Below are 20,643 nucleotides of genomic sequence, written 5' to 3' on the forward strand. Positions count from 1 at the left end.
GCCGACGGCCTTGGCCTGTCCACTCGAGCGAGCCCGCGTTCAGGCTTGTTGCTAAGTGGTGTTACACCACTTAGGTGGGTATTACACCAGTTCGGAGGTGGTGTAATGCTCCCTAACTGGCGTCATCCTCCCGAACTGGCGTCATGTCCCTTGGTCTGGTCCTGTGTAGGGCATGGGGATAGTTCCCTGACAATGTCGCATGCAATTTCCCTGTCAACCTTTCAGATATTGAAAGATATGCGCTGGAATTGCAACGTTTTCAGGCTTTGTTGAATCTTCACTTAATTGAATTGCATGCGACTTTTGGGGGCAGGCCGCGCTACTCGCGGCGCCCTCCACACTGGTGACGTGTTGCGCGTACTGGTGACGTGTTGCGCGTTGCTCGGCCAGGCTCGCCTCACCCCAGCCATCGCGTCACCTAGCTGCCGCACCCTCCATGCAGCTCGTCCATGCACCGCACGGAGGACTCTTCAGACACAACGAAAACGGGGGCCGACCGCCGACCCCCGCCCGACGTGTTCTTACTCCTGGTCGCCGCCGCGGCCTCGCGGCGTGATCTGGGGCCACTCGCGGTCGATGTTCGCGTCCTTGCCCTGCTTGCGCAGGTACTTCTCGAAGTCCTCGGCCCAATCCTGGTGAGCCTGGAGCTGATAATCCATGAGCTCCAGGGCGCTCATGGACCCCAGCTGCGGGTACTTATCCACCATGCCGGCGAGCACGTCGAGCGTCATGGCCACGTCGACCTCGGCCGTGTGAGCGTCCGGGGAAGCGACCGCCCCGTAGACGGGCGCCATCTCCGTCAGCGTCTTCTTGCCCTTGCGGAAGCGGTCGAGCTTGCGGTCCAAAACCAGCGGGTCGACAACCAGCATCGGCGCACCCTCCAGGCGCTCCTCGAAGGACCCCAGGTGGTGGCGGCGCAGCTCCTGGTTCACCAGCGTGATGTCGTAGGTTGCGTTGAAGGCGACGACCGGGTATCCGCGCAGCCAGTGCTCGACGATGGAACCGGCCAGCTCGTGCAGGACCTCCTCGATGGGGCGGCCGTCGCGGCGCGCCTGCTCGGTCGTGATGCCGTGGACGGCCGTGGCCTGCTCGGGGATCTCGACGCCCGGGTCGGTCAGCCACGTGGCCACCTGGTCGGGGGCGCTGACGCCGCTGCGGTAGGAGGCGCCGTCGATGCGCAGCACCAGCGCGGCGGTGACGAGGCGGTCCTTGAGTGCGCGCACGCCCGTCGTCTCGGTGTCAAAACCCATCCATGGGTCGTCGATCCAGCTCATGATTGCTCCTCGCCTTGCCGGTGACTCCAGTGTGGCAGAGGGCGGGCACATCTGCGTCCCGGAGGCAGTGGAAGCGTGCTGGAGGCAGTAGAATCGGGTCATGAGCGACGAAGTGGAAATCGGTCGTGGCAAGCGCGGGCGCCGCGCCTACACGCTGGACGATATCGCCCTCGTGCCCGCGCGGCGCACCCGGGATCCCGAAGACGTCAACGTGGGCTGGCAGATCGACGCTTACCACGTCGACATTCCCGTGATGGCGGCCCCGATGGACTCGGTGATGAGCCCGGAGACGGCGATCGCCTTCGGCCGCCTCGGTGGTATCGGCGTGCTCGACCTGGATGGCCTGTGGACCCGCTACGAGGATCCGACCCCGATCCTTGAGCGCATCTCCCACCTGGGCGAGGAGGAGTCGATCGCGTCCCTCCAGCGCATCTATTCGGAGCCGATTAAGCCGTCGCTGATCACCGCGCGCCTCAAGCAGCTGCGCGAAGCCGGCGTGGTGGTCGCCGGCAAGCTCTCACCCCAGCGCGTGCAGAAGTACTGGCGCGCGGTCGTGGACGCGGGCGTTGACCTGTTCATCATTCGCGGCTCGACCGTGTCCGCCGAGCATGTCTCCTCGCGCAGCGAGCCCCTCAATCTCAAGCGTTTCATCTACGAGCTGGACGTCCCCGTCATCGTCGGTGGCGTGTGTACGGATGCGGCGGCTCTGCACCTGATGCGTACGGGCGCGGCGGGTGTCCTCGTCGGTTTTGGCGGGGGAGCGGCGCACTCGACGCGCCAGTCCCTGGGCGTGCACGCGCCCATGGCGACGGCGATCGCGGACGTGGCGGCAGCCCGTCGCGACTACATGGACGAGTCCGGCGGCCGCTACGTGCACGTCATCGCGGACGGCGGCATTGGTCGCTCCGGTGACCTGTCGCGCGCGATTGCGTGCGGCGCGGACGCTGTCATGCTGGGTGCGGCGATCGCTCGCGCGGAGGAGGCTCCCGGGCGCGGCTGGCACTGGGGGTCGGAGGCGACGCACCCGGATATGCCGCGCGGCCAGCGCGTCCACGTGGGTACGACGGGCACGCTTGAGCAGATCCTCTATGGCCCCTCGACGCGCGCGGATGGTTCGCTGAACTTCATTGGCGCGCTCAAACGGACCATGGCCTCGACGGGATACTCGGAGGTCAAGGATCTGCAGCGCGCCCAGGTGGTCGTCTCCCCGTACTCGGCGTCCTAACCTTCGTTCGCTCCGCGACGAGGCCGGGGCTGGGTATGCCGAGGCCTGGGGAACGCCGCGACCTCGGCTCAGTTTGACGAGGCCGGGGCCGCTTCTCGCTGTCGGGTGCACGCTCGCCCGGAAACGCCTTGTATTTGCGGGAATATTCTCAATGTCTTCCGCACACGTGTGCATGTGATTACACTTGTCATAACTCGTGTTGCCGTTGGTAAAGACGCCTGCGGCACGGGGCTGGTCGGCCCCTCACGGTGAGGTGAGGTTGAGAGGACATCCCGATGAAGTGCGGGACACGATCACTAGCTGCATTCGGCGCGCTCGCGCTGTCCGCGATCGGGCTTGTGCCCGCCGCATGGGCGGCTGATGCGGGCCAATCGGGTGCTGTGGAAGCAAGCCAGTCGGGAGCTGCGCAGACTGAGGGCACGCAGGCCCAGTCAGGTGCGGCGCAGCCTGAGGAGCCGACGCAGCCCGCTCAATCTTCCGCTCCCGAGACTTCCGCGCAGTCGGGGGAGGCCAGCCCAGGCCTCGTCGATACGCCGATCCCGGACATCCAGGCCGTGGGTGCGGGGGATGATTCCGCGATGGTGGGGGCCGCCGTGACGACGCTTGGCGTTGTGACCGCCGCGTACCCGGCCGCCGAGTCCGGCTTGGGCGCGACGCTGGACGGCTACACGATCCAGACCCCCGGGTCGGGCGGCGCGTGGGATGAAGGACGCGCGAGTTCGGATGCTCTGTTTGTCTACGCGGGGAAGAACGGCCAGGTTCCAGCGGTCGGAACGTGCGTGCGCGTCACCGGAACGGTTGGTGAGTTCCCCGCGACGACCGCGAAGGGAAACCTGCAGAGCCTCACCCAGTTGGCGGTGACCTCCGTGAGTAACGTCGAGGGCTGCCAGGCCGTGACACCCACGCCGGTGACCGGTGTCCCTACCCCCGATCAGGCGGAGCCCTACGAGTCGATGCTCCTGGCTCCCCAGGGCACGTGGACCATTACCGACAACTACCAGACGAACCAATACGGCACCCTCGCCCTCACCCCGGGTGAGAGCCCGCTGCGCTCGGCCACCGACGTGGTCGCTCCCGGGCAGGCGGCCCGCGACTACGAGGCCGCCAATGCTGCGCGCGTCATCGCCCTCGATGATGGCACGAACACGAACCTGCTGAAGGGGGCCGCCACCGAGGCCGCCTACGCCTACCTGGCCAACGGCTCGCCCGCACGCGTCGGCTACCACGTGTCCTTCGCGGGGCCGGTTGTCCTTGAACCCAGGCACGGGTCCTTCGTTTTCCAGCCGACCTCCATGGTCGCCGGGTACCCTGACCGCTCGCCCGTCACCATCACGGGGCAGCGTCCGAGCGCCCCCACGGTCGGAGGTGACACGCGCGTGGCGACCTTCAATGTCCTCAACTACTTCTCGGACCTGGGCGTCGACGAGGCCGGATGCACGGGCTACCCCGACCGCACGGGCGCCTTCGTGACGGCGAAGAAGTGCAAGGTGCGCGGCGCGTTCTCGCGCGAGGCCTTCGCGAACCAGGAGGCCAAGATCGTCTCAGCGATCAACGCCTTGGGGGCCGACGTGGTCGCCCTGGAGGAGATCGAAAACCCGGTGGCCGTGGGCGTGGGAACGGACCGCGACGCATCCCTGGCGCGCCTTGTCGAGGCCCTCAACAAGGCAGCGGGAGCGGGGACCTGGGCGTACGTGCCCTCGCCCAAGACCGTTCCCGAGGCCGAGGACGTCATCCGCGTCGCCTTCATCTACAAGCCCGCGACCGTCGCCCCCATCGGTGAGTCGCTCATTGACGACGACCCGGCGTTCACGGGCCTGGCGCGCCAGCCTCTTGCTCAGGAGTTCGTGCGTGTCACCGCCGAGCGATCCACGCCCGCCTCCTTCGTCGTCGTCGCCAACCACTTCAAGTCGAAGGGGTCCGTGCCCGAGGGCGCGGGCGAGGGCAACGTCGACAACGGCGACGGCCAGGGCAACGCGAACGCGATCCGCGTCGCACAGGCCGAGGCGCTGGCATCCTTCGCCGCTCGCTTCTCGGACAAACCGACCCTGCTCGTCGGCGACTTCAACTCCTACTCCCAGGAGGACCCGATCAAGACCCTCGAAAACGCGGGCTGGGCGCACGTATCCGGCGCTGGCGAGTCCTCCTACGTTTACTCGGGGCGCTCGGGATCGCTCGACCATGTCTTCGCCAACGCGGCCGCCAAGCCGCTCCTCGCGGGGGTGACCAGCTGGGCCGTCAACGCCCAAGAATCCATCGCATTCGAATACTCGCGGGCCGGTATGAACGCTCACCTGGCCGTCGAGGCGGACAACCCCTACCGCTCCTCGGATCACAACCCCGAGCTCATTGGGCTCACCCTGAGCGGTCGAGAGGATCCAGCCCCGGCGCCGAGCGCCGACCCGTCCGCCGCCCCAACAGAGGCGCCCAGCCCGGCCCCGGCCTCGTCCCAAGCCCCGTCCCCGGCGCCCCAGCGCGGCCTCTCCCAGGGGACCACGGCCTCGCCCCGCGCGACACCCACGCGCCAGACCCGCACCCCAGGTAACCTGCCGCGCACCGGCACCGATGCCGACCGAGCGGTGGGCTTGGGTGTCCTCCTTGCCGCAGCGGGCGGTGGCCTCCTCCTCGTCGCGCGTCGCGTTCGCCGCCGCGGCTGACCCCACAAACTCCCCACGCACAATGCAGGACGCGGCGCCGGCGCCGCCCCGATGAAAGGAACACACCCATGCACAGACCATGGACTCGACTCGCGCTCGCCTCGGCGGCCGCCCTCTCCCTGGCGTCCCTGCCAGCCGCAGCGCTCGCGGCCGGGCAGGACGAGGCCTCAGCGGACGAGGCCGCGCCGATCACCCTCGACCTCTACACCCTGACGGACGTTCACGGACACATCCAGCAGGTCACCAAGAAGGGTGTCGTGCGCGAGGCCGGGCTGCCCGCGATGAACTGCTATCTGAAGAAGGCACGCGCGACGAACCCCAACTCCTCGTTCACGCTGCTGGGCGACAACATTGGCGCGTCCCCCTACATTTCGGGCGCGCTCAAGGACAACCCGACCATCGCGGCGCTCAACACAATGAACCCTTTGGCCTCGACGATTGGCAACCACGAGCTGGACATGGGACAGGCCGTCTTCAAGCAGCGCGTTGACGGGTCGAACCCGAGCGAATTCGTGCAGGCGACCTTCCCCTACCTGGGGGCCAACATCGAGGGCATGGGCACCTACGGTGACGGCATCCCGTATCTGGGGGACTACAAGGTGTGGACGTCGCCCTCGGGCATGAAGGTGGCGTTCATCGGTGCAATTGCTCAGGACGTGCCCTACAAGCTCAGTCCCGGCACGACGGAGGGCCTGACATTCACTGACCCGATCGCGCGCATCAATTCCCTGGCTGCGAAGCTGAAGACCAGTGGACAGGCCGACGTCGTCATCGCCATGCTCGACGACGACGTGAAGAACAACTACACGAAGGTCGGCAAGGACGTCGACGGCCTCATGGGCGGGGACACGCACGTTCCCTACGAGTTCGACCACGTGAACTCGGTCGAGGCCTTCAACTCCGCGAACCCACGCCTGGCGGGCATCGCGTCGGGCTCGTACACGGACAACCTGGGCCTCATCCGCCTGACGATCGACCCCGCGACGCGCCAGGTGACCAGTGCGGACTCGATCCTCATCCCTGCCGCCGAGGTCGCCCAGTGCGGTGCGGACCCCGATACTCAGGCCATCGTCGATAAGGCCGAGGCCGACTCGAAGGAAGCTGGCAAGCGCGTCGTCGCCACCGGGTACACGGAGCCCTTCAGGCGCGGCGTCTTCACCACCCCCGAGGGGGCCACGGATCCCGGATCGAACCGAGGCATCGAGTCCTCCCTGGGCGACCTGGTGGCCGACTCCCTGCGTGAAACCATCCTCACCCCGGACGGAAAGAGCGTCGACATCGGCATGATCAACGCGGGTGGCCTGCGCGCCGACCTGGTGCCGAACGAGGACGGGACGATCACGTACGCGCAGACCTACGAGGTCGAGCCCTTCTCCAACGAGCTGGGATACGTCACGCTCAAGGGATCGGACGTCAAGGACGCGCTCGAGCAGCAGTGGAAGACGGACCTGAACTCGCAGAACTCCCGGCCCATGCTCAAGCTTGGCCTGTCCTCGAACGTGCGCTACACCTACGACCCGGCGAAGCCCTACGGGGAGCGCATCACGTCGGTGACGATCAACGGCGAGCCGCTGAAGGCCGACGCGACGTACACGGTCGGGTCCGTGACCTTCCTGCTCGCTGGCGGTGACTCTTTCGACGCCCTGACCCGCGGGGGAGCGGCCACCACGAACGGAAACCTGGACCGCGACTCCTTCAATGCCTACCTGGGTGCGCATTCGGGGACGGCGGCCCGCTCCCTCCAGGACGCGGGCGGCCTGACGCCGCGCGAGGCGAAGTCCTCGATCGGCCTGACCCTGCCCACCGAGGCGGTTGCCGACGGCTCGATGGTGACGATCCCGCTGCGCGGCCTGTCCTTCTCCGAGGGGCCGTCCATCACCACGAAGGTGCGCGTGAGCGCCGGGGGAGCGCAGGCCGTGGCCGAGGTCGATAACTCCCTCGTGGACGCGCATGCCTCCGACGCTGCCTCGGTCATCACGACGGACGGGGCAGGCCAGGCGAGCGTGGACGTGACGGTCGTCGGCGCCTGCGAGGGCAAGGCCGCTGGCGAGGTCGTGAACGTGCCCGTCACGGTTGCCACCGACTTCGCGACGGTCGTCGAGGCCTCGGACGGCCTGACGATCCCCGTGACCTGCGCGGGAACGGCGGCGCCCGCCCCGAGCCCCTCGACCGATGCTGCGGATGGTTCCCAGTCCGGCAGCCAGGCGCCAGCTCCGACGCAGCACAAGAACGCGAAGGCTCCCAAGAGCTCCCTGGCCCGCACGGGCGCGGACACGGAGGGCCTGGTCGGAGCGCTGTTTGTCGGTGCGATCGGTGTTGCCGGGCTGGTCGCCCGTCGCCGCGCCAATCGTTACCAAAGCGAGAACAAGTAGCCCTTGACAGGCGCGGAGGCGGCGCGAGACACTCGGATCAGACGTAAAAGTCGATCATGACAAATGTTCGCGCAATGGCTGCGCGGACACGATCCGCGGCTCGCGCCGCCACCGGTTCAAGGAAGAATCCACATCAACGGAGGAAAACACTCATGAAGCACCTCACGAAGCTCCTCGCCGCGGCGGGAGTCGCAACCCTCGCCTTGGCCGGCTGCGGTGGCGGCGGAGGGGCCACCACCAGCCAGTCCACGGGGACGAAGGACGCCAGCTCGTTCAAGGCCTGCGCGGTCTCGGACGCCGGCGGCTGGGACGATAAGTCATTCAACGAGTCCGCCTATGACGGCCTCAAGGCCTCCCAGTCCAGCCTCGGTATCCAGATCAACACGGCCGAGTCCAACTCGGACGCCGACTTCAACCCGAACGTGGAGTCCATGGTCTCCGACGGCTGCAACCTGATCATCGGCGTCGGCTTCAACCTGGAGAAGGCCATCCACACTTCCGCCGACGAGAACAAGGACCTGCACTACGCCCTCGTCGACTCCAGCTTCAACGATGGCAACAACAACACGGTGACGGTGGAGAACGCGCGCCCGCTGCTCTTCAACACGGCCGAGGCCGCCTACCTGGCGGGCTACGTCGCCGCGGGCATGACGAAGACCGGCAAGGTCGCGACCTTCGGTGGCATCCAGATCCCCTCGGTGACGGTGTTCATGGACGGCTTCGCCGATGGTGTTGCGGCCTACAACAAGGCCAAGGGGACGAGCGTCCAGCTGCTCGGCTGGGACAAGGCCACGCAGAACGGCTCCTTTACGCAGTCCTTCGACGATCAGACGCTGGGCAAGGAGCAGGCGCAGCAGTTCATCTCCCAGGGTGCGGACATCATCATGCCCGTCGCGGGCCCGGTCGGCCTGGGTGCTGCTGCGGCCGCCAAGGCGGATGGAAACACCTGGATCATCGGCGTTGACTCCGACTGGTACGAGGCGAACCCCGACTACTCCTCGATCGTACTGACCTCGGTCATGAAGGAGATCGGCGCCTCGGTCGAGCAGGCGATTCAGGACTCCGTGAACGGTAAGTTCAGCGCGACCCCGTACGTGGGCACCCTGGCCAACGGCGGTGTCTCGATCGCTCCGTTCCACGATTTCGACGACAAGGTGTCCGCTGAGCTGAAGGCGGATCTGAGCAAGCTCACGGACGACATCAAGTCCGGCAAGCTCGTGATCGAATCGCAGAACGCCCCGAAGTGATGCGATGCGTGTGGGGCTGGCGGCGGTGACGCTGTCGGCCCCACACGGGCATCGGGGCGGGGTGCGCCCACCGGCTGGGGAAGGTCGAAGGAATGAAATTAGAGCTGCGGGGGATCACGAAGAGGTTTGGTCCCCTCATCGCCAATGACTCGATTGATTTAACGATCGAGGAGGGGCATATTCACGCCCTGCTCGGAGAGAATGGCGCGGGCAAGTCCACGCTCATGAACGTCTTGTACGGCATGCACGCACCCGATGAGGGTGAAATTCTCATCGACGGTACGCCCGTGACGTTCAAGGGGCCGGGAGATGCGGTCGCGGCGGGTATCGGCATGGTGCACCAGCACTTCATGCTGATCCCTGTTTTCACGGTCGCGGAGTCGATTGCCCTGGGTTTTGAGCCGACCGGCCCGGCGGGGATTATCAGCCGAGAGCGCGCACGGCGCACGGTGCGCGAGGTGTCGGCGCGTTTCGGCTTCGACCTGGACCCTGATGCCCTCATTGAGGATCTGCCCGTGGGCGCTCAGCAGCGGGTGGAGATCGTCAAAGCCCTGTCGCGTCAGGCGAAGGTCCTCATCCTCGATGAGCCGACGGCCGTGCTGACCCCTCAGGAGACGGATGAGTTGATGACGATCATGCGTCAGCTCGCCGATGCGGGGACGTCGATCGTGTTCATTACCCACAAGCTGCGCGAGGTGCGCGCCGTGGCCGACGAGATCACGGTCATTCGCCGCGGCCGCGTCGTGGGGCACGCGTCCCCGAGCGATTCCGAGGCCTCGCTGGCCACGCAGATGGTGGGACGCGAGGTGCTCATGCGCGTGGAGAAGGATCCCGCGCATCCCGCTGGCGGCGGCCTAGCCTTCGAGGACGTGTCCCTGCTCGGTGCGGGCGGCGTGCCGCTTCTCGACCACGTGTCCTTCGACGTTCCGCGCGGTGAGATCCTGGCGGTCGCCGGCGTGCAGGGTAACGGGCAGACGGAGCTGGCGGAGGTGATCCTGGGCCTGCGCACCCCCGACAGCGGCGTGATCCGCCTCGAGGACGCGGACATTACGCGTGCGAAGCCGCGTCAGTCCCTGGACGCGGGAGTCGGTTTTATCCCCGAGGACCGCTCGACGGATGGCATCATCGCTTCGTTTTCGATCGCGGATAACCTGGTGTTGGACCAGTTCCGCTCCTCGGCTTTCGCCTCGTTCGGCTCCCTGAAACGCGGCGCGATTGCGCGCAACGCCCGCGACAAGGAGGCGGAGTACGACATCCGCCTGACCTCGATTGAGGATCCCGTGTCCTCCCTGTCGGGCGGCAATCAGCAGAAGGTGGTCGTGGCCCGTGAGATGTCGCGCGACCTGACGCTGCTCGTCGCCAACCAGCCGACGCGCGGTGTCGACGTCGGCTCGATTGAGTTCATTCACCGCCGGATCGTGGACGTGCGGGACCAGGGCTGCGCGGTCCTGCTGATCTCCTCGGAACTCGACGAGGTTGTCTCGCTGGCGGACCGTATCGCCGTCATGTACCGCGGCCGCATCGTGGGCATCGTCCCGGCTGACACGGGCCGTGACGTCCTCGGCCTGATGATGGCGGGTGTCCCCTTGGACGAGGCCGTGGCCGCCTCCTCGGGCTGCGCCACGGACCCCGGGGCTGTCAGGAAGGAGGAACAATGAGCGCGCGCACGAGTAACGGGCCGGGCATCCTCACCCGGATCTTTGGCTCGCAGTGGTTCGTCTCGGTGCTGGCCGTCCTCATTGCGTTTGTGATCGGTGCGGTCCTCATCGCGCTGTCGGGGGCGTCCGTGGTGGACGCCTACTACGCGATGTTCCGCGGATCGATCATCGACCCCAACGCGGCGACCTTCGTCCGCCAGATCAAGCCGCTGACGGACTCCCTGTTCTATTCGATCCCGCTGATCATTTCGGGCCTGGGCCTGGCGCTCGGTTTCCGAGCCGGCCTGTTCAACATCGGAGGTAAGGGCCAGATCATCGTCGGAGCGCTCGCGGCCGTGTGGGTGGGCTTCGCGGTGAACCTGCCGCCGGTCCTCCACACGCTGGTGGCCCTCCTTGTCGCGATTATTGCGGGTGGTCTGTACGGCGGCATCGCGGGCGTCTTGAAGGCGAAGACGGGCGCGAACGAGGTGATCGTGACGATCATGCTCAACTCGATCGCGACGCTGGGTCTGGGGTACACGCTCACGCAGAAGGCGTGGCAGGTGCCCGGCTCGAACCAGCCGGTGACGCCGAAGGTCGCGGACAGCGCGGCTCTGACGCGTCTGCTCCCCGCGCCCTTCAAGCTGCATGTCGGTTTCATTGTCGCCCTGGTTGCCCTCGCCTTCTTCTGGTGGCTCATCGAGCGCTCGACGCTGGGGTTCCAGATTCGCGCGGTCGGCGCGAACGCGGCCGCCGCTCGCACGGCCGGCATCTCGGTCGAGCGCATCACGGCGATCACGATGGTTCTCTCGGGCGCGTTCCTGGGCCTGGCTGGCGCGAACGAGGCCTTGGGAACCATCGGGTACGTCTCGCGCGACGTGGCCGGTTCGATCGGCTTCGACGCGATCACGGTGGCCCTGCTGGGGCGCAACAAGACGTGGGGAACATTCGGTGCGGGCCTCCTCTTTGGTGCCTTCAAGGCGGGTGGCTACACGATGCAGGCCAAGGGCGTGCCGATCGACATGATCCTGATTCTGCAGTCGGTGATCGTCCTCCTGATTGCCGCGCCGGCGCTGGTGCGCTGGCTGTTCCGTCTGCCCGATGTGCGCGCGCTGGCCGCGCAGACGCGAAAGGGGAACGCTGATGAGCACAAGTGAGTCCACCGTGGTCACGCAGGTTGAGGCGAAGCGCTCCTGGAAGCTGCCTGGCATCTACGTGGCGGCCTGCGTTCTGCTCGTCGTCTTCGCGGTGGCTGCCCGAGGCGACATGACGCTGCGCCTGAACGACAAGTCGCAGTCCTATACGATCCCCGACATCGTTACCGCGGGTGCCCCCATCGTGTGGGTGCTTGCAGTCCTGACGATCGCGATCACCGCGTGGACGGTTGTGGCGACCGTGCGGCGCATCACCCAGCCCGCGTGGGCGCGCGTTGGAGGGATGGCCGTCGTCGGGTTGTCGACGATCCTGGGATTCCTGTTCTACGCGGGCTCCGGGTCGACGGGCGTCGTCACCCTGACCTCGACCCTCGTGTCCACCGTGGCGATTTCGACGCCGCTCATCTTCGGCTCCCTCTCGGGTGTCGTTTCGGAGCGCGTCGGCGTCGTGAATATCGCGATTGAGGGCGATCTGCTCGTCGGCGCGTTTGCGGGCGTTATGGCGGCCTCGTACTTCCAGACCCCCTACGCGGGCCTCGTCGCCGCACCCCTCGCGGGCGCGGCCCTGGGGTCCCTGCTGGCGCTGTTCTCCGTTAAGTACGGGGTCGACCAGATCATCGTCGGCGTCGTCCTGAACGTCCTGGCGCTGGGCCTGACGACGTTCTTCTACGGGACGATCATGAAGAACTCCCCCGGGAGCCTGAACACCAACCAGTTCTCGCTGTCCGACATTAAGATCCCCGTGCTCTCGGAAATCCCGGTCGTCGGCCCGGTCCTGTTCAACCAGTCGATCCTCGTGTACCTGATGTACGCGGCCGTCATCGCCCTGGCGTTCTTCCTGTTCCGTTCGCGCTGGGGGCTGCGCCTGCGAGCCTGCGGTGAGCACCCGCGCGCCGCCGATACCGTCGGTATCAACGTGGGGCGCACGCGCACCCTCAACACGATCCTCGGCTCGTCGTTCGCGGGCTTGGGCGGCGCGTTCTTCACGATCGGTTCCGGCCTGGCCTTCACGGATAACATTTCCGCGGGCAACGGCTATATCGCCCTGGCCGCCATGATCCTGGGCAAGTGGAACCCGCTGGGTGCCATGGGCGCGGCCGTCATGTTCGGTTTCGCGCAAGCCCTGGCGCGCATGCTGCCCAACATCGAGCCCGCGATCCCCGCGGACCTCGTGTCGATGATCCCCTACGTGGTCACGATCGTGGCCGTTGCTGGATTCGTCGGCAAGTCGCGCGCGCCCGCCGCCGAGAACATCCCCTACGTGAAGTGAGAACTCGTATGGATCCAACAGATATTGACTGGGAGGCGTTGCTGGCCGAGGCTATCGAGGCCATGCACCACGCCTATTGCCCCTACTCGAACTTCCCCGTGGGGGCTGCGGGCCTGACCGCCGACGGCTGGCTCGTCAGCGGCTGCAACGTCGAAAACGCAGGCTACGGCGTGACCCTGTGCGCCGAATGCGGCATGGTCTCAGACCTCATCCGCTCCGGCGGTGGCACGCTCGTCGCGGTCGTCGCCGTTAACTGCAACGAGGAGCCGGTGGCCCCGTGCGGGCGTTGCCGCCAGCTCATCTACGAGCACGGCGGGCCCTTGTGCCTGGTCCTCATGCCCGGCGGCGTCGCCCCCATGACCGAGGTGCTGCCCGGCGCGTTCGGACCCCACGACCTGTCGAGCGTCGCCCAGGCCACCCCGGCCTCGCCGACGGAGAAAGAAGGACACGATGGCTCTCTTTGATGCCGTTGACATCATCCGCGTCAAGCGCGATGGGGGAGTGCTGACCCCCGACCAGATCGACTGGACGATCGACGCCTACACGAAGGGCGTTATCAAGGACGAGCAGATGGCCGCCCTGGCCATGGCGATTTTCCTGCGCGGCATGGACCGGGGCGAGATTGCCCGCTGGACGGACGCGATGATCCGCTCGGGCGCGCGCATGGATTTTTCCGGCATCGGTAAGCCGACGGCCGACAAGCACTCCACGGGCGGCGTGGGCGACAAGATTACGCTGCCGCTGGCGCCGCTGGTCGCGTGCTTCGGCGTGGCCGTCCCGCAGCTCTCGGGCCGAGGCCTGGGGCACACGGGCGGCACCCTCGACAAGCTCGAGGCGATCCCCGGGTGGCGCGCCCAGCTGAGCAACGATGAGATCATGACCCAGCTGGGTTCCGGCTGCGGCGCGGTCATCTGCGCGGCGGGCTCAGGCCTGGCGCCCGCCGACAAGAAGCTCTACGCGCTGCGCGACATCACATCGACCGTGGAGTCGATCGCGCTGATCGCCAGCTCCATCATGAGCAAGAAGATCGCCGAGGGCACGGGAGCCCTGGTCCTGGACGTCAAGGTCGGATCGGGCGCCTTCATGAAGGACCTGGACGCCGCGCGCGAGCTCGCCCGCACGATGGTGGACCTCGGCCGCGACGCGGGGGTCGCCACGCGGGCGCTGCTCACCGACATGTCCGTGCCGCTGGGACGAAAGATCGGCAACGCTCTTGAGGTCGAGGAATCCGTCGAGGTTCTCGCTGGAGGCGGCCCCGCCGACGTCGTTGAGCTGACCTGCGAGCTGGCGCGCAACATGCTCGACCTCGCGGGGGTGAGCGACGCCGACGTGGAGGCCGCGCTGGCGGACGGGCGCGCGATGGACCGCTGGCGCGCGATGATCCGCGAGCAGGGCGGAGACCCGGATGCGCCGCTGCCGCGCGCCGCGCACACCCACCAGGTCCTCGCCGAGGCCGGGGGAACCGTTGTCGGCATGGACGCCCTGTCCGTGGGCGTGGCCTCGTGGAGGCTGGGCGCAGGCCGCGCCGTCAAGGAGGACCCGGTGCAGGCGGGCGCCGGCATCGAGATCCACGCCAAGCCGGGGGAGCGCGTCGCGGCGGGTCAGCCTCTGCTGACGCTCCACACCGACGACGAGTGGCGCATCGAGCGTGCACTGGAGTCGCTCTCGGGCGCGATCGAGATCGCTGACGGGGTCACCCCCGAGCCTCGCAGCGTCGTGTTGGAGACCGTGTCCTGAAGCCGTGAAACCGCGAGCGCGCAGGGAGGAGGAATCGTGGAAAGGCGTGACGAACAGTCGATCGAGGCCGTCAAGCTCTACTACCAGCAGGGACTGAGCCAGGCCGAGGTCGCCACCCGCATGGGTTTGTCGCGCCCCACGGTCGCCAAACTCCTTGCCCGTGGCCGTGAGCGCGGCTTCGTGACCATCGAGATCCACGATCCCCGCGAGGATGCCTCGGAGATCGCCCTGCGCTTGGAGAAGCGCTTCGGCTTGGCGAGCGTGCGCGTCGCCCACGGCCGCGATATGACCGAGGGCGAGGCCATCGAGCAGGTTGGCCGCGTGGGTGCGGATGTGGTGACTCAGCTCGTGCGCGACGGCATCAGCGTGGGGATTTCCTGGGGGCGCACGATGAGTGCGCTCGCGGCTCACCTGACGCGCGCCCCTCGTCAGGGGGTGCGCGTCGTGCAGCTCAAGGGCGGGACGTCGTTTTCTGAGCGGGCGACGCATGATTTTGAGATCATGCGGGCGTTTTGCGAGGCTTTCGATGCGCAGCCGCGCTACCTGCCGCTGCCGGTGATTTTCCAGGACACGGCGATGCTTTCGATCGTGCGCCGCGACCGGGCGATTGAGCGTGTCTTGCAAGAGGGGCGCGGAGTGGACGTGGCGGTCTTTACGGTGGGGGCGCTGGGGCGCGAGGCCCTCTCGCTGAACCTTGGCCAGCTCGAGGACGACGAGGTGGAGGCGCTCCTGCGCGCCGCGGTCGGGGACGCGTGTTCGCGATTTTTTACGCGCGAGGGCGCGGTTGCCCTGGCCTCGGTCGACCGCCGCACGGTCGGTATCACGCTCGAGGAGCTGCGCGCTCGCCCCGTACGGGTGCTGGTTGCAGGTGGGCGAGTCAAAGCGGAGGCGCTGGAGACGGCGCTGCACATGGGGTTGGCCACGCACCTCGTGGTCGATCAGGACCTGGCCCTTGCTCTGTTGGAGAGGCAGGAGAGGGTAATCCCGCGTGGGGCGTTCGAGGACGCCCCGGGCGGATGAGAACATTTGTCAAAGCATTCATTGACACATTTCAATTGCACGGCATAGCCTTGCGACAAGGGTAAAGAAGCCTCGACGGAGCCCCGGCTCCTCGACACCACAGGAGGACACATGCGCTCGACACCGCACATCAACCCCACCGCCCCCATCGCGCCGACGATCCTCCTGCCCGGAGACCCGCTGCGCGCCAAGTTCATCGCCGAGACCTACCTGGAGGATGCGCGCCAGTTCAACGCGGTGCGTAACATGCTGGGCTACACCGGCACCTACCGCGGCACCCCGGTGTCCGTCATGGGCTCGGGCATGGGCATCCCGTCGATCTCGCTGTACGCCCACGAGCTGATCCACGAGTTCGGCTGCACGCGCCTCGTGCGCGTGGGCACCTGCGGCGCCCTGCAGCCCGACGTCAACCTGTACGACGTCGTCGTCGCCCAGGCCGCCTGCTCGAACTCGGCCTTCCTGGACCAGTACCAGATCCCCGGCTCCTACGCGCCGATCGGCTCCTTCCGCCTCATTGAGGACGTGGTGCGCCGCGCCCGCGAGGCCGACGTGCCGATCCACGTGGGTAACATCCTCTCCTCCGACACGTTCTACAACGCGAATCCGACCTTCAACGAGGCCTGGCAGCGCATGGGCGTGCTCGCGGTCGAGATGGAGTCTGCGGGCCTGTACGCGACGGCCGCTCACGCGGGTGTCGAGGCCGTGGGTATCTTCACGGTCTCGGACTCCCTGGTGACGGGCGAGGCTACGGACGCCCAGGCGCGTCAGACCTCCTTTACCACCATGATGGAGCTGGCCCTGCCTCTGGCCCAGCTGTGATGCGACAAGAAAGTAGTTCCATGAAGAAGCGTGACGTGGCCGCACTCATCGACCACACGATCCTCAAGCCCGAGGCCACCAAGGCGGACGTGGCGCGCATCGTCGAGGAGGGGGCCGCGGCCGGTACCTTCTCGGTGTGCGTGTCCCCCTCGATGCTGCCCCTCGACGTTCCCGAGGGCCTGAAGGTCGCCTGCGTGGTCGGCTTCCCCTCGGGCGCGGTCAAGCCCCAGGTCAAGGCTTTCGAGGCCGCCCAGGCGGTCGCCGACGGCGCGGACGAGATCGACATGGTCATCAACATCGAGCTGGTGAAGGACGCGCGCCTCCACGAGCTCGAGGAGGAGATCGCGGACGTGCGTCGCGTCGTCCCTGCCCCGCGCGTCCTCAAAGTCATTATCGAGTCCGCCGCGCTCACCGACGACGAGATCGTCGCCGCGTGCACGGCTTCGGTGGCTGCGGGTGCAGACTTCGTCAAGACCTCGACGGGCTTCCACCCCGCGGGCGGCGCCTCGACCCACGCGGTCGCCCTCATGCGCGCCACGGTCGGCGACGCCCTGGGGGTCAAGGCCTCGGGCGGTATCCGTGACGCCGAGACGGCCGTGGCCATGATCGAGGCCGGAGCCTCCCGCCTGGGCGTCTCTGCGACGACGGCCATCCTGGCAGGACTGGAGGACTGAGACGATGGAGCTGCTCGAGCGCGCCCGCCAGTGGGCGAGCCACGACCCGGACCCCGCCACGGCCTCGGCCCTGAGCGCCGACATTGAGGCCGCGGAGCGCGGCGACGAGGAGGCGGCGGCCCGCGTCGGCGCGGCCATGAACGGCCCCCTCCAGTTCGGCACCGCCGGCCTGCGAGGCGTCGTGGGTCCGGGCGAGTCCCGCATGAACCTCGCGGTCGTCATTCGCGCGACCGCGGGCCTGTGCGAGGTCGTCAAGCGCCACGCAACTGGCACCCCCACGCTGGTCGTCGGCTGCGACGCCCGCTACGGGTCCTCCGAGTTCGCCACGGCCGCCTGCCGCGTCGCCTCGGCTGCGGGGGTCCGCGTCCTCGCGCTGCCGCAGGCCAACCCGACCCCGCTGACCTCCTTCTCGATGCTGCACTTCGACGCGGACGCGGGTGTCATGGTGACCGCCTCGCACAATCCCGCCCCCGATAACGGCTACAAGGTCTACCTGGGCGGCAGCGTCGTTCAGGGCGACGGGCGCGGCGTGCAGATCGTCCCGCCTTTCGATGCCGAGATCGCGGCCGCCATCGAGGCCGCGCCGCCCGCGGATGAGGTCCCGATGAACGACGACCTCATCGAGGCCGTGGACCCGCGCGAGGAGTACGTGGCCTGCGCGTCCGCCCTGGCCTCGGGCGACGCATCGGCGCGCGAGGACCTGCGCATCGTCCTGACCGCCATGCACGGCGTGGGTGCTGAGATTACCTCGCGCGTCCTAGCCGAGGCCGGATTCACCAACGTCTCCCTCGTGGCGGCCCAGGCTGATCCCGACCCCGACTTCCCGACCGTCCCCTTCCCCAATCCCGAAGAGGCCGGCGCGCTCGACATGGCGATTGAGCAGGCGCGCGAGCAAGGGGCAGACCTCATCATCGCGGTTGATCCTGACGCGGACCGCTGCGCGCTCGCGGTGCCAGACCCGGCGTCGGAGACCGGGTGGAGTCCGCTCAGCGGCGATCAGATCGGCTCGCTGTTGGGCGAGTTCCTGGCCTCGCGGGGCCTGACGGGCTCGCTCGCGAACTCGATCGTGTCCTCGCGGCTGCTCTCGAGGATCGCCCGCGCTCACGGCCTCGAGCACCACACGACGCTCACCGGCTTCAAGTGGATCGCACGCGCCCCCGGGCTTGGATTCGGCTACGAGGAGGCCATCGGCTTTTGCTCGGACCCTGCCCACGTGCGCGACAAGGACGGCATCGCGACCTCGGTCGTCGCCGCCTCCCTCGTGGCCTCGCTGAAGGCGCAGGGGCGCAGCGTGTGGGACGAGCTGGAGCGCCTGGCGCGACTGCACGGCTTGCACGTGAGTTCGCCGCTGACCTTCCGCGTCGACGACATCGAGCAGATCGCCAGCGGTATGGCGCGCCTGCGCGCCCAGCCGCCGACCGTCCTCGCCGGTTCGCCCGTCGTCGAGGTCTCGGACCTCTCTCAGGGATACCGCGGCCTGCCGCCCACGGACGGCGTCCTCGTGCTCACCGAGGCCGGGGACCGCGTCATTGCGCGCCCCTCCGGCACCGAGCCCAAGCTCAAGTGCTACCTCGAGGTGATCCTGCCGGTCGCAGACGGGGAGCCGCTGCCCTGGGACCAGGCGCGCGAGCGCCTCGACGCAATTAAGGGAGCTTTCGCCGAGATTATCGGTCTGTAGTCCAGAGGAAGGGGTCCGTCGGCGTATTTTCTGTGGGTATAGCCCTGCGTGAAGAAATAGATAACGCTATACTTGCGTATATGGCAACTCACAGTGAATCGCTGGCGGAGGCCCTTCCCTTCGCCGACCGGCCCGTCGAGAAGGCACCCGGCCACTGGGTCCTTGCACGCGCCGGAAAGACGGTGCTGCGCCCCGGAGGACTCGCGCTCAGCACGTGGGCCCTCAAGCGCGCAGTTCTGCCTGGTTCCGATGTTGTCGAGTTCGCGCCCGGCCTGGGCGTCACGGCCTCGGCGATCATCGGGGTGGGACCCGCCTCCTACGTGGGCGTGGAGCGCGATCCGAACGCTGCGACGCGCGTGGACGCCATTGCATCGGGCGTGGGGCGCTGCGTGAACGCTGATGCTGCCGAGACCGGTCTGCCGGATGAGAGCGCGGACGTCGTCGTCGGTGAAGCGATGCTTTCCATGCAGGGGGAGAAGGCCAAGCGCGCCATCATGGGCGAGGCCGCGCGCATCCTACGACCCGGCGGCCGCTACGTCATCCACGAGCTGGCGATGCGCCCCGACACCATCGGGGAAGAACCCGCTACCGAGATTCGCCGTGCCCTTGCCCGCGCCATCAACGTCAACGCCCGCCCCCTCACGGTCGCGGACTGGAGGCGTGCGCTCGAGGACGTCGGCCTCGTCGTCGAAGAAACCCGTATGGCCCCCATGGCCCTCCTCAAGCCCGGCCGAATGGTCGCCGACGAGGGCGTGCGCGGTGCCCTGCGCATCATGCGCAACGTCGCGCGAGACAAAGACCTGCGTGAACGCGTCACGACGATGGCGCGCACGTTTCAGAAATATGATCGACACCTGTGCGGCGTCGCCATCGTCGCGCGCAAACCCAAGGAGAGCCAATGAGCCTGTCCCTCGATTCGAACACCGAGGTCCCCACGCCCATCATGACGGACCTGCAGGACATCGCCTCGATGATCCAGGTCAACGAGGAAGCCACGGTGTCGCGTACCGTCATGCACGCTGAGGGCGTGCGCCTGGTGCTCTTCAGCTTTGATAAGGACGAGATCCTCAGCGAGCACACCGCTGCGATGCCCGTCATCCTGCACACCCTCGAGGGCGCCCTCGAAATCGAGGCTGACGGTCGCACCGTTGTCCTCAAGCCCGGCGACGTCATCCACTTCGGCACGCGCCTGCCGCACGCCGTGCGCGCGCTCGAGCCCTCGAAGATGGCCCTGTACATGCTCGATCGCCGCGAGCGCCCCAAGGCCTGAGACCCCGACACTGTGCGGCGGGCCCCGTCCTCGTGAGGTGATGCACGAGGCCGGGGCCCGTTTGTCGTATCCGCGGCGGGTGAGCGGGGCATCGGCGCCCCGCGAGGCGTTACTTCAGCGACGCCTTCCCGGCGCCTTTGGCGACCAGCCAGAGGCCGACCTCGACGATGAGCCCCGAGACGATGAAGACGATGGGCACGGAGACGCGCGCGTCCATGAGGGTGGTGGCAGCCAGGGCGATGCCGTGGGCGGTGCCCAGGACGCCACCACCGAAGAGGATGGGCCACGCGGCGCGGTGGGCGCGCTCCCAGTCCTGCGAGCCGGGCTCGACGCCCTGAAGGCGCAGCCCCAGGGGCGGGCGGCACACCCCGGCGCGTGCGGTCAGCCCGGACATGAAGAGGTAGAGGCCGCCCGCGATGAGAGCGAGAGCGAGAAGCAGGAAGACGGCGATCAGTCCGACGTGCACGGGAACCCCTTGGAAGATAAGCGTTTCACGGCCGTTTCACGAGGGGCCGCGCGACCATTCTACCCGGCCCCAGCCTCGTCGCCGCTGAGGCGGGCGGAAACGTCGGGCGGGCAGCGGCGGGCGGAAACGTTGGCCTCCGAGAAAAG

17 protein-coding genes are annotated in these 20,643 nt (G+C 67.7%); 15 read left to right on the forward strand and 2 right to left on the reverse strand.

Going from position 1 to position 20,643, the window contains the following annotated elements; translation table 11 throughout:
• Positions 1-521 precede the first annotated feature (521 nt).
• Positions 522-1,274, reverse strand: a complete 753-nt coding sequence (locus QP415_RS01980; protein WP_016460276.1) for an exonuclease domain-containing protein — start codon at positions 1,272-1,274, stop codon at positions 522-524.
• A gap of 100 nt (positions 1,275-1,374) precedes the next feature.
• On the opposite strand from QP415_RS01980, the gene QP415_RS01985 reads away from it, so the two are divergent.
• From QP415_RS01985 to QP415_RS02055, 15 genes are all read left to right on the forward strand, one after another.
• Positions 1,375-2,499: a GuaB3 family IMP dehydrogenase-related protein gene (locus QP415_RS01985; protein ID WP_016460275.1), complete on the forward strand. Its 1,125-nt coding sequence runs from the start codon at positions 1,375-1,377 to the stop codon at positions 2,497-2,499.
• A gap of 275 nt (positions 2,500-2,774) precedes the next feature.
• Positions 2,775-5,153, forward strand: coding sequence for an ExeM/NucH family extracellular endonuclease (locus QP415_RS01990; protein ID WP_285098304.1), 2,379 nt, complete (start codon positions 2,775-2,777; stop codon positions 5,151-5,153).
• Positions 5,154-5,221: 68 nt separating this feature from the next.
• On the forward strand, positions 5,222-7,525 hold the full coding sequence (locus tag QP415_RS01995; RefSeq protein ID WP_285098306.1) for a bifunctional metallophosphatase/5'-nucleotidase: 2,304 nt from the start codon (positions 5,222-5,224) through the stop codon (positions 7,523-7,525).
• Positions 7,526-7,677: 152 nt separating this feature from the next.
• Positions 7,678-8,772: a BMP family lipoprotein gene (locus QP415_RS02000; protein WP_048674610.1), complete on the forward strand. Its 1,095-nt coding sequence runs from the start codon at positions 7,678-7,680 to the stop codon at positions 8,770-8,772.
• A gap of 92 nt (positions 8,773-8,864) precedes the next feature.
• Positions 8,865-10,430: an ABC transporter ATP-binding protein gene (locus tag QP415_RS02005; RefSeq protein WP_285098311.1), complete on the forward strand. Its 1,566-nt coding sequence runs from the start codon at positions 8,865-8,867 to the stop codon at positions 10,428-10,430.
• Positions 10,427-11,566 (forward strand): ABC transporter permease, encoded by a 1,140-nt coding sequence (locus QP415_RS02010; protein WP_048674616.1) that lies wholly within the window; start codon positions 10,427-10,429, stop codon positions 11,564-11,566. Before QP415_RS02005 ends, QP415_RS02010 begins: the two co-directional genes overlap by 4 nt.
• On the forward strand, positions 11,553-12,833 hold the full coding sequence (locus QP415_RS02015; RefSeq protein WP_285098313.1) for an ABC transporter permease: 1,281 nt from the start codon (positions 11,553-11,555) through the stop codon (positions 12,831-12,833). The genes QP415_RS02010 and QP415_RS02015 overlap by 14 nt, the downstream gene beginning before the upstream one ends.
• Before the next feature lie 8 nt (positions 12,834-12,841).
• Positions 12,842-13,297, forward strand: a complete 456-nt coding sequence (locus tag QP415_RS02020; RefSeq protein ID WP_285098314.1) for a cytidine deaminase — start codon at positions 12,842-12,844, stop codon at positions 13,295-13,297.
• Positions 13,284-14,570 (forward strand): thymidine phosphorylase, encoded by a 1,287-nt coding sequence (locus QP415_RS02025; protein WP_285098315.1) that lies wholly within the window; start codon positions 13,284-13,286, stop codon positions 14,568-14,570. The genes QP415_RS02020 and QP415_RS02025 overlap by 14 nt, the downstream gene beginning before the upstream one ends.
• A gap of 36 nt (positions 14,571-14,606) precedes the next feature.
• Positions 14,607-15,590: a sugar-binding transcriptional regulator gene (locus QP415_RS02030; RefSeq protein WP_285098317.1), complete on the forward strand. Its 984-nt coding sequence runs from the start codon at positions 14,607-14,609 to the stop codon at positions 15,588-15,590.
• Positions 15,591-15,701: 111 nt separating this feature from the next.
• Complete coding sequence (gene deoD / locus QP415_RS02035) at positions 15,702-16,409, forward strand: purine-nucleoside phosphorylase (protein ID WP_016460265.1); 708 nt, start codon at positions 15,702-15,704, stop codon at positions 16,407-16,409.
• Positions 16,410-16,429: 20 nt separating this feature from the next.
• Complete coding sequence (gene deoC, locus QP415_RS02040; protein ID WP_285098319.1) at positions 16,430-17,083, forward strand: deoxyribose-phosphate aldolase; 654 nt, start codon at positions 16,430-16,432, stop codon at positions 17,081-17,083.
• 4 nt (positions 17,084-17,087) lie between these two features.
• Positions 17,088-18,761 carry a phospho-sugar mutase gene (locus tag QP415_RS02045; RefSeq protein WP_285098320.1) on the forward strand — a complete coding sequence of 558 codons (1,674 nt, stop codon included), beginning with the start codon at positions 17,088-17,090 and terminating at the stop codon, positions 18,759-18,761.
• Positions 18,762-18,841: 80 nt separating this feature from the next.
• Complete coding sequence (locus QP415_RS02050) at positions 18,842-19,663, forward strand: class I SAM-dependent methyltransferase (protein WP_048674633.1); 822 nt, start codon at positions 18,842-18,844, stop codon at positions 19,661-19,663.
• The gene (locus QP415_RS02055; protein WP_016460261.1) at positions 19,660-20,031 is read left to right on the forward strand and encodes a cupin domain-containing protein; all 372 of its coding nucleotides are present in this window, start codon (positions 19,660-19,662) and stop codon (positions 20,029-20,031) included. The genes QP415_RS02050 and QP415_RS02055 overlap by 4 nt, the downstream gene beginning before the upstream one ends.
• A 109-nt stretch (positions 20,032-20,140) precedes the next feature.
• On the opposite strand, the gene QP415_RS02060 is transcribed toward QP415_RS02055, so the two are convergent.
• Positions 20,141-20,497: a permease gene (locus tag QP415_RS02060; RefSeq protein WP_285098322.1), complete on the reverse strand. Its 357-nt coding sequence runs from the start codon at positions 20,495-20,497 to the stop codon at positions 20,141-20,143.
• Positions 20,498-20,643 lie beyond the last annotated feature (146 nt).

It is taken from the genome of Pauljensenia sp. UMB3104, from assembly GCF_030217285.1.
Lineage (GTDB): Bacteria > Actinomycetota > Actinomycetes > Actinomycetales > Actinomycetaceae > Pauljensenia.

Bases quoted from the DNA above. Each gene is read 5' to 3' on its own strand.
- QP415_RS01980 (WP_016460276.1), bottom strand. From the start codon at position 1,274: ATGAGCTGGATCGACGACCCATGGATGGGTTTTGACACCGAGACGACG.
- QP415_RS01985 (WP_016460275.1), top strand. From the start codon at position 1,375: ATGAGCGACGAAGTGGAAATCGGTCGTGGCAAGCGCGGGCGCCGCGCC.
- QP415_RS01990 (WP_285098304.1), top strand. From the start codon at position 2,775: ATGAAGTGCGGGACACGATCACTAGCTGCATTCGGCGCGCTCGCGCTG.
- QP415_RS01995 (WP_285098306.1), top strand. From the start codon at position 5,222: ATGCACAGACCATGGACTCGACTCGCGCTCGCCTCGGCGGCCGCCCTC.
- QP415_RS02000 (WP_048674610.1), top strand. From the start codon at position 7,678: ATGAAGCACCTCACGAAGCTCCTCGCCGCGGCGGGAGTCGCAACCCTC.
- QP415_RS02005 (WP_285098311.1), top strand. From the start codon at position 8,865: ATGAAATTAGAGCTGCGGGGGATCACGAAGAGGTTTGGTCCCCTCATC.
- QP415_RS02010 (WP_048674616.1), top strand. From the start codon at position 10,427: ATGAGCGCGCGCACGAGTAACGGGCCGGGCATCCTCACCCGGATCTTT.
- QP415_RS02015 (WP_285098313.1), top strand. From the start codon at position 11,553: ATGAGCACAAGTGAGTCCACCGTGGTCACGCAGGTTGAGGCGAAGCGC.
- QP415_RS02020 (WP_285098314.1), top strand. From the start codon at position 12,842: ATGGATCCAACAGATATTGACTGGGAGGCGTTGCTGGCCGAGGCTATC.
- QP415_RS02025 (WP_285098315.1), top strand. From the start codon at position 13,284: ATGGCTCTCTTTGATGCCGTTGACATCATCCGCGTCAAGCGCGATGGG.
- deoD (WP_016460265.1), top strand. From the start codon at position 15,702: ATGCGCTCGACACCGCACATCAACCCCACCGCCCCCATCGCGCCGACG.
- deoC (WP_285098319.1), top strand. From the start codon at position 16,430: ATGAAGAAGCGTGACGTGGCCGCACTCATCGACCACACGATCCTCAAG.
- QP415_RS02045 (WP_285098320.1), top strand. From the start codon at position 17,088: ATGGAGCTGCTCGAGCGCGCCCGCCAGTGGGCGAGCCACGACCCGGAC.
- QP415_RS02050 (WP_048674633.1), top strand. From the start codon at position 18,842: ATGGCAACTCACAGTGAATCGCTGGCGGAGGCCCTTCCCTTCGCCGAC.
- QP415_RS02055 (WP_016460261.1), top strand. From the start codon at position 19,660: ATGAGCCTGTCCCTCGATTCGAACACCGAGGTCCCCACGCCCATCATG.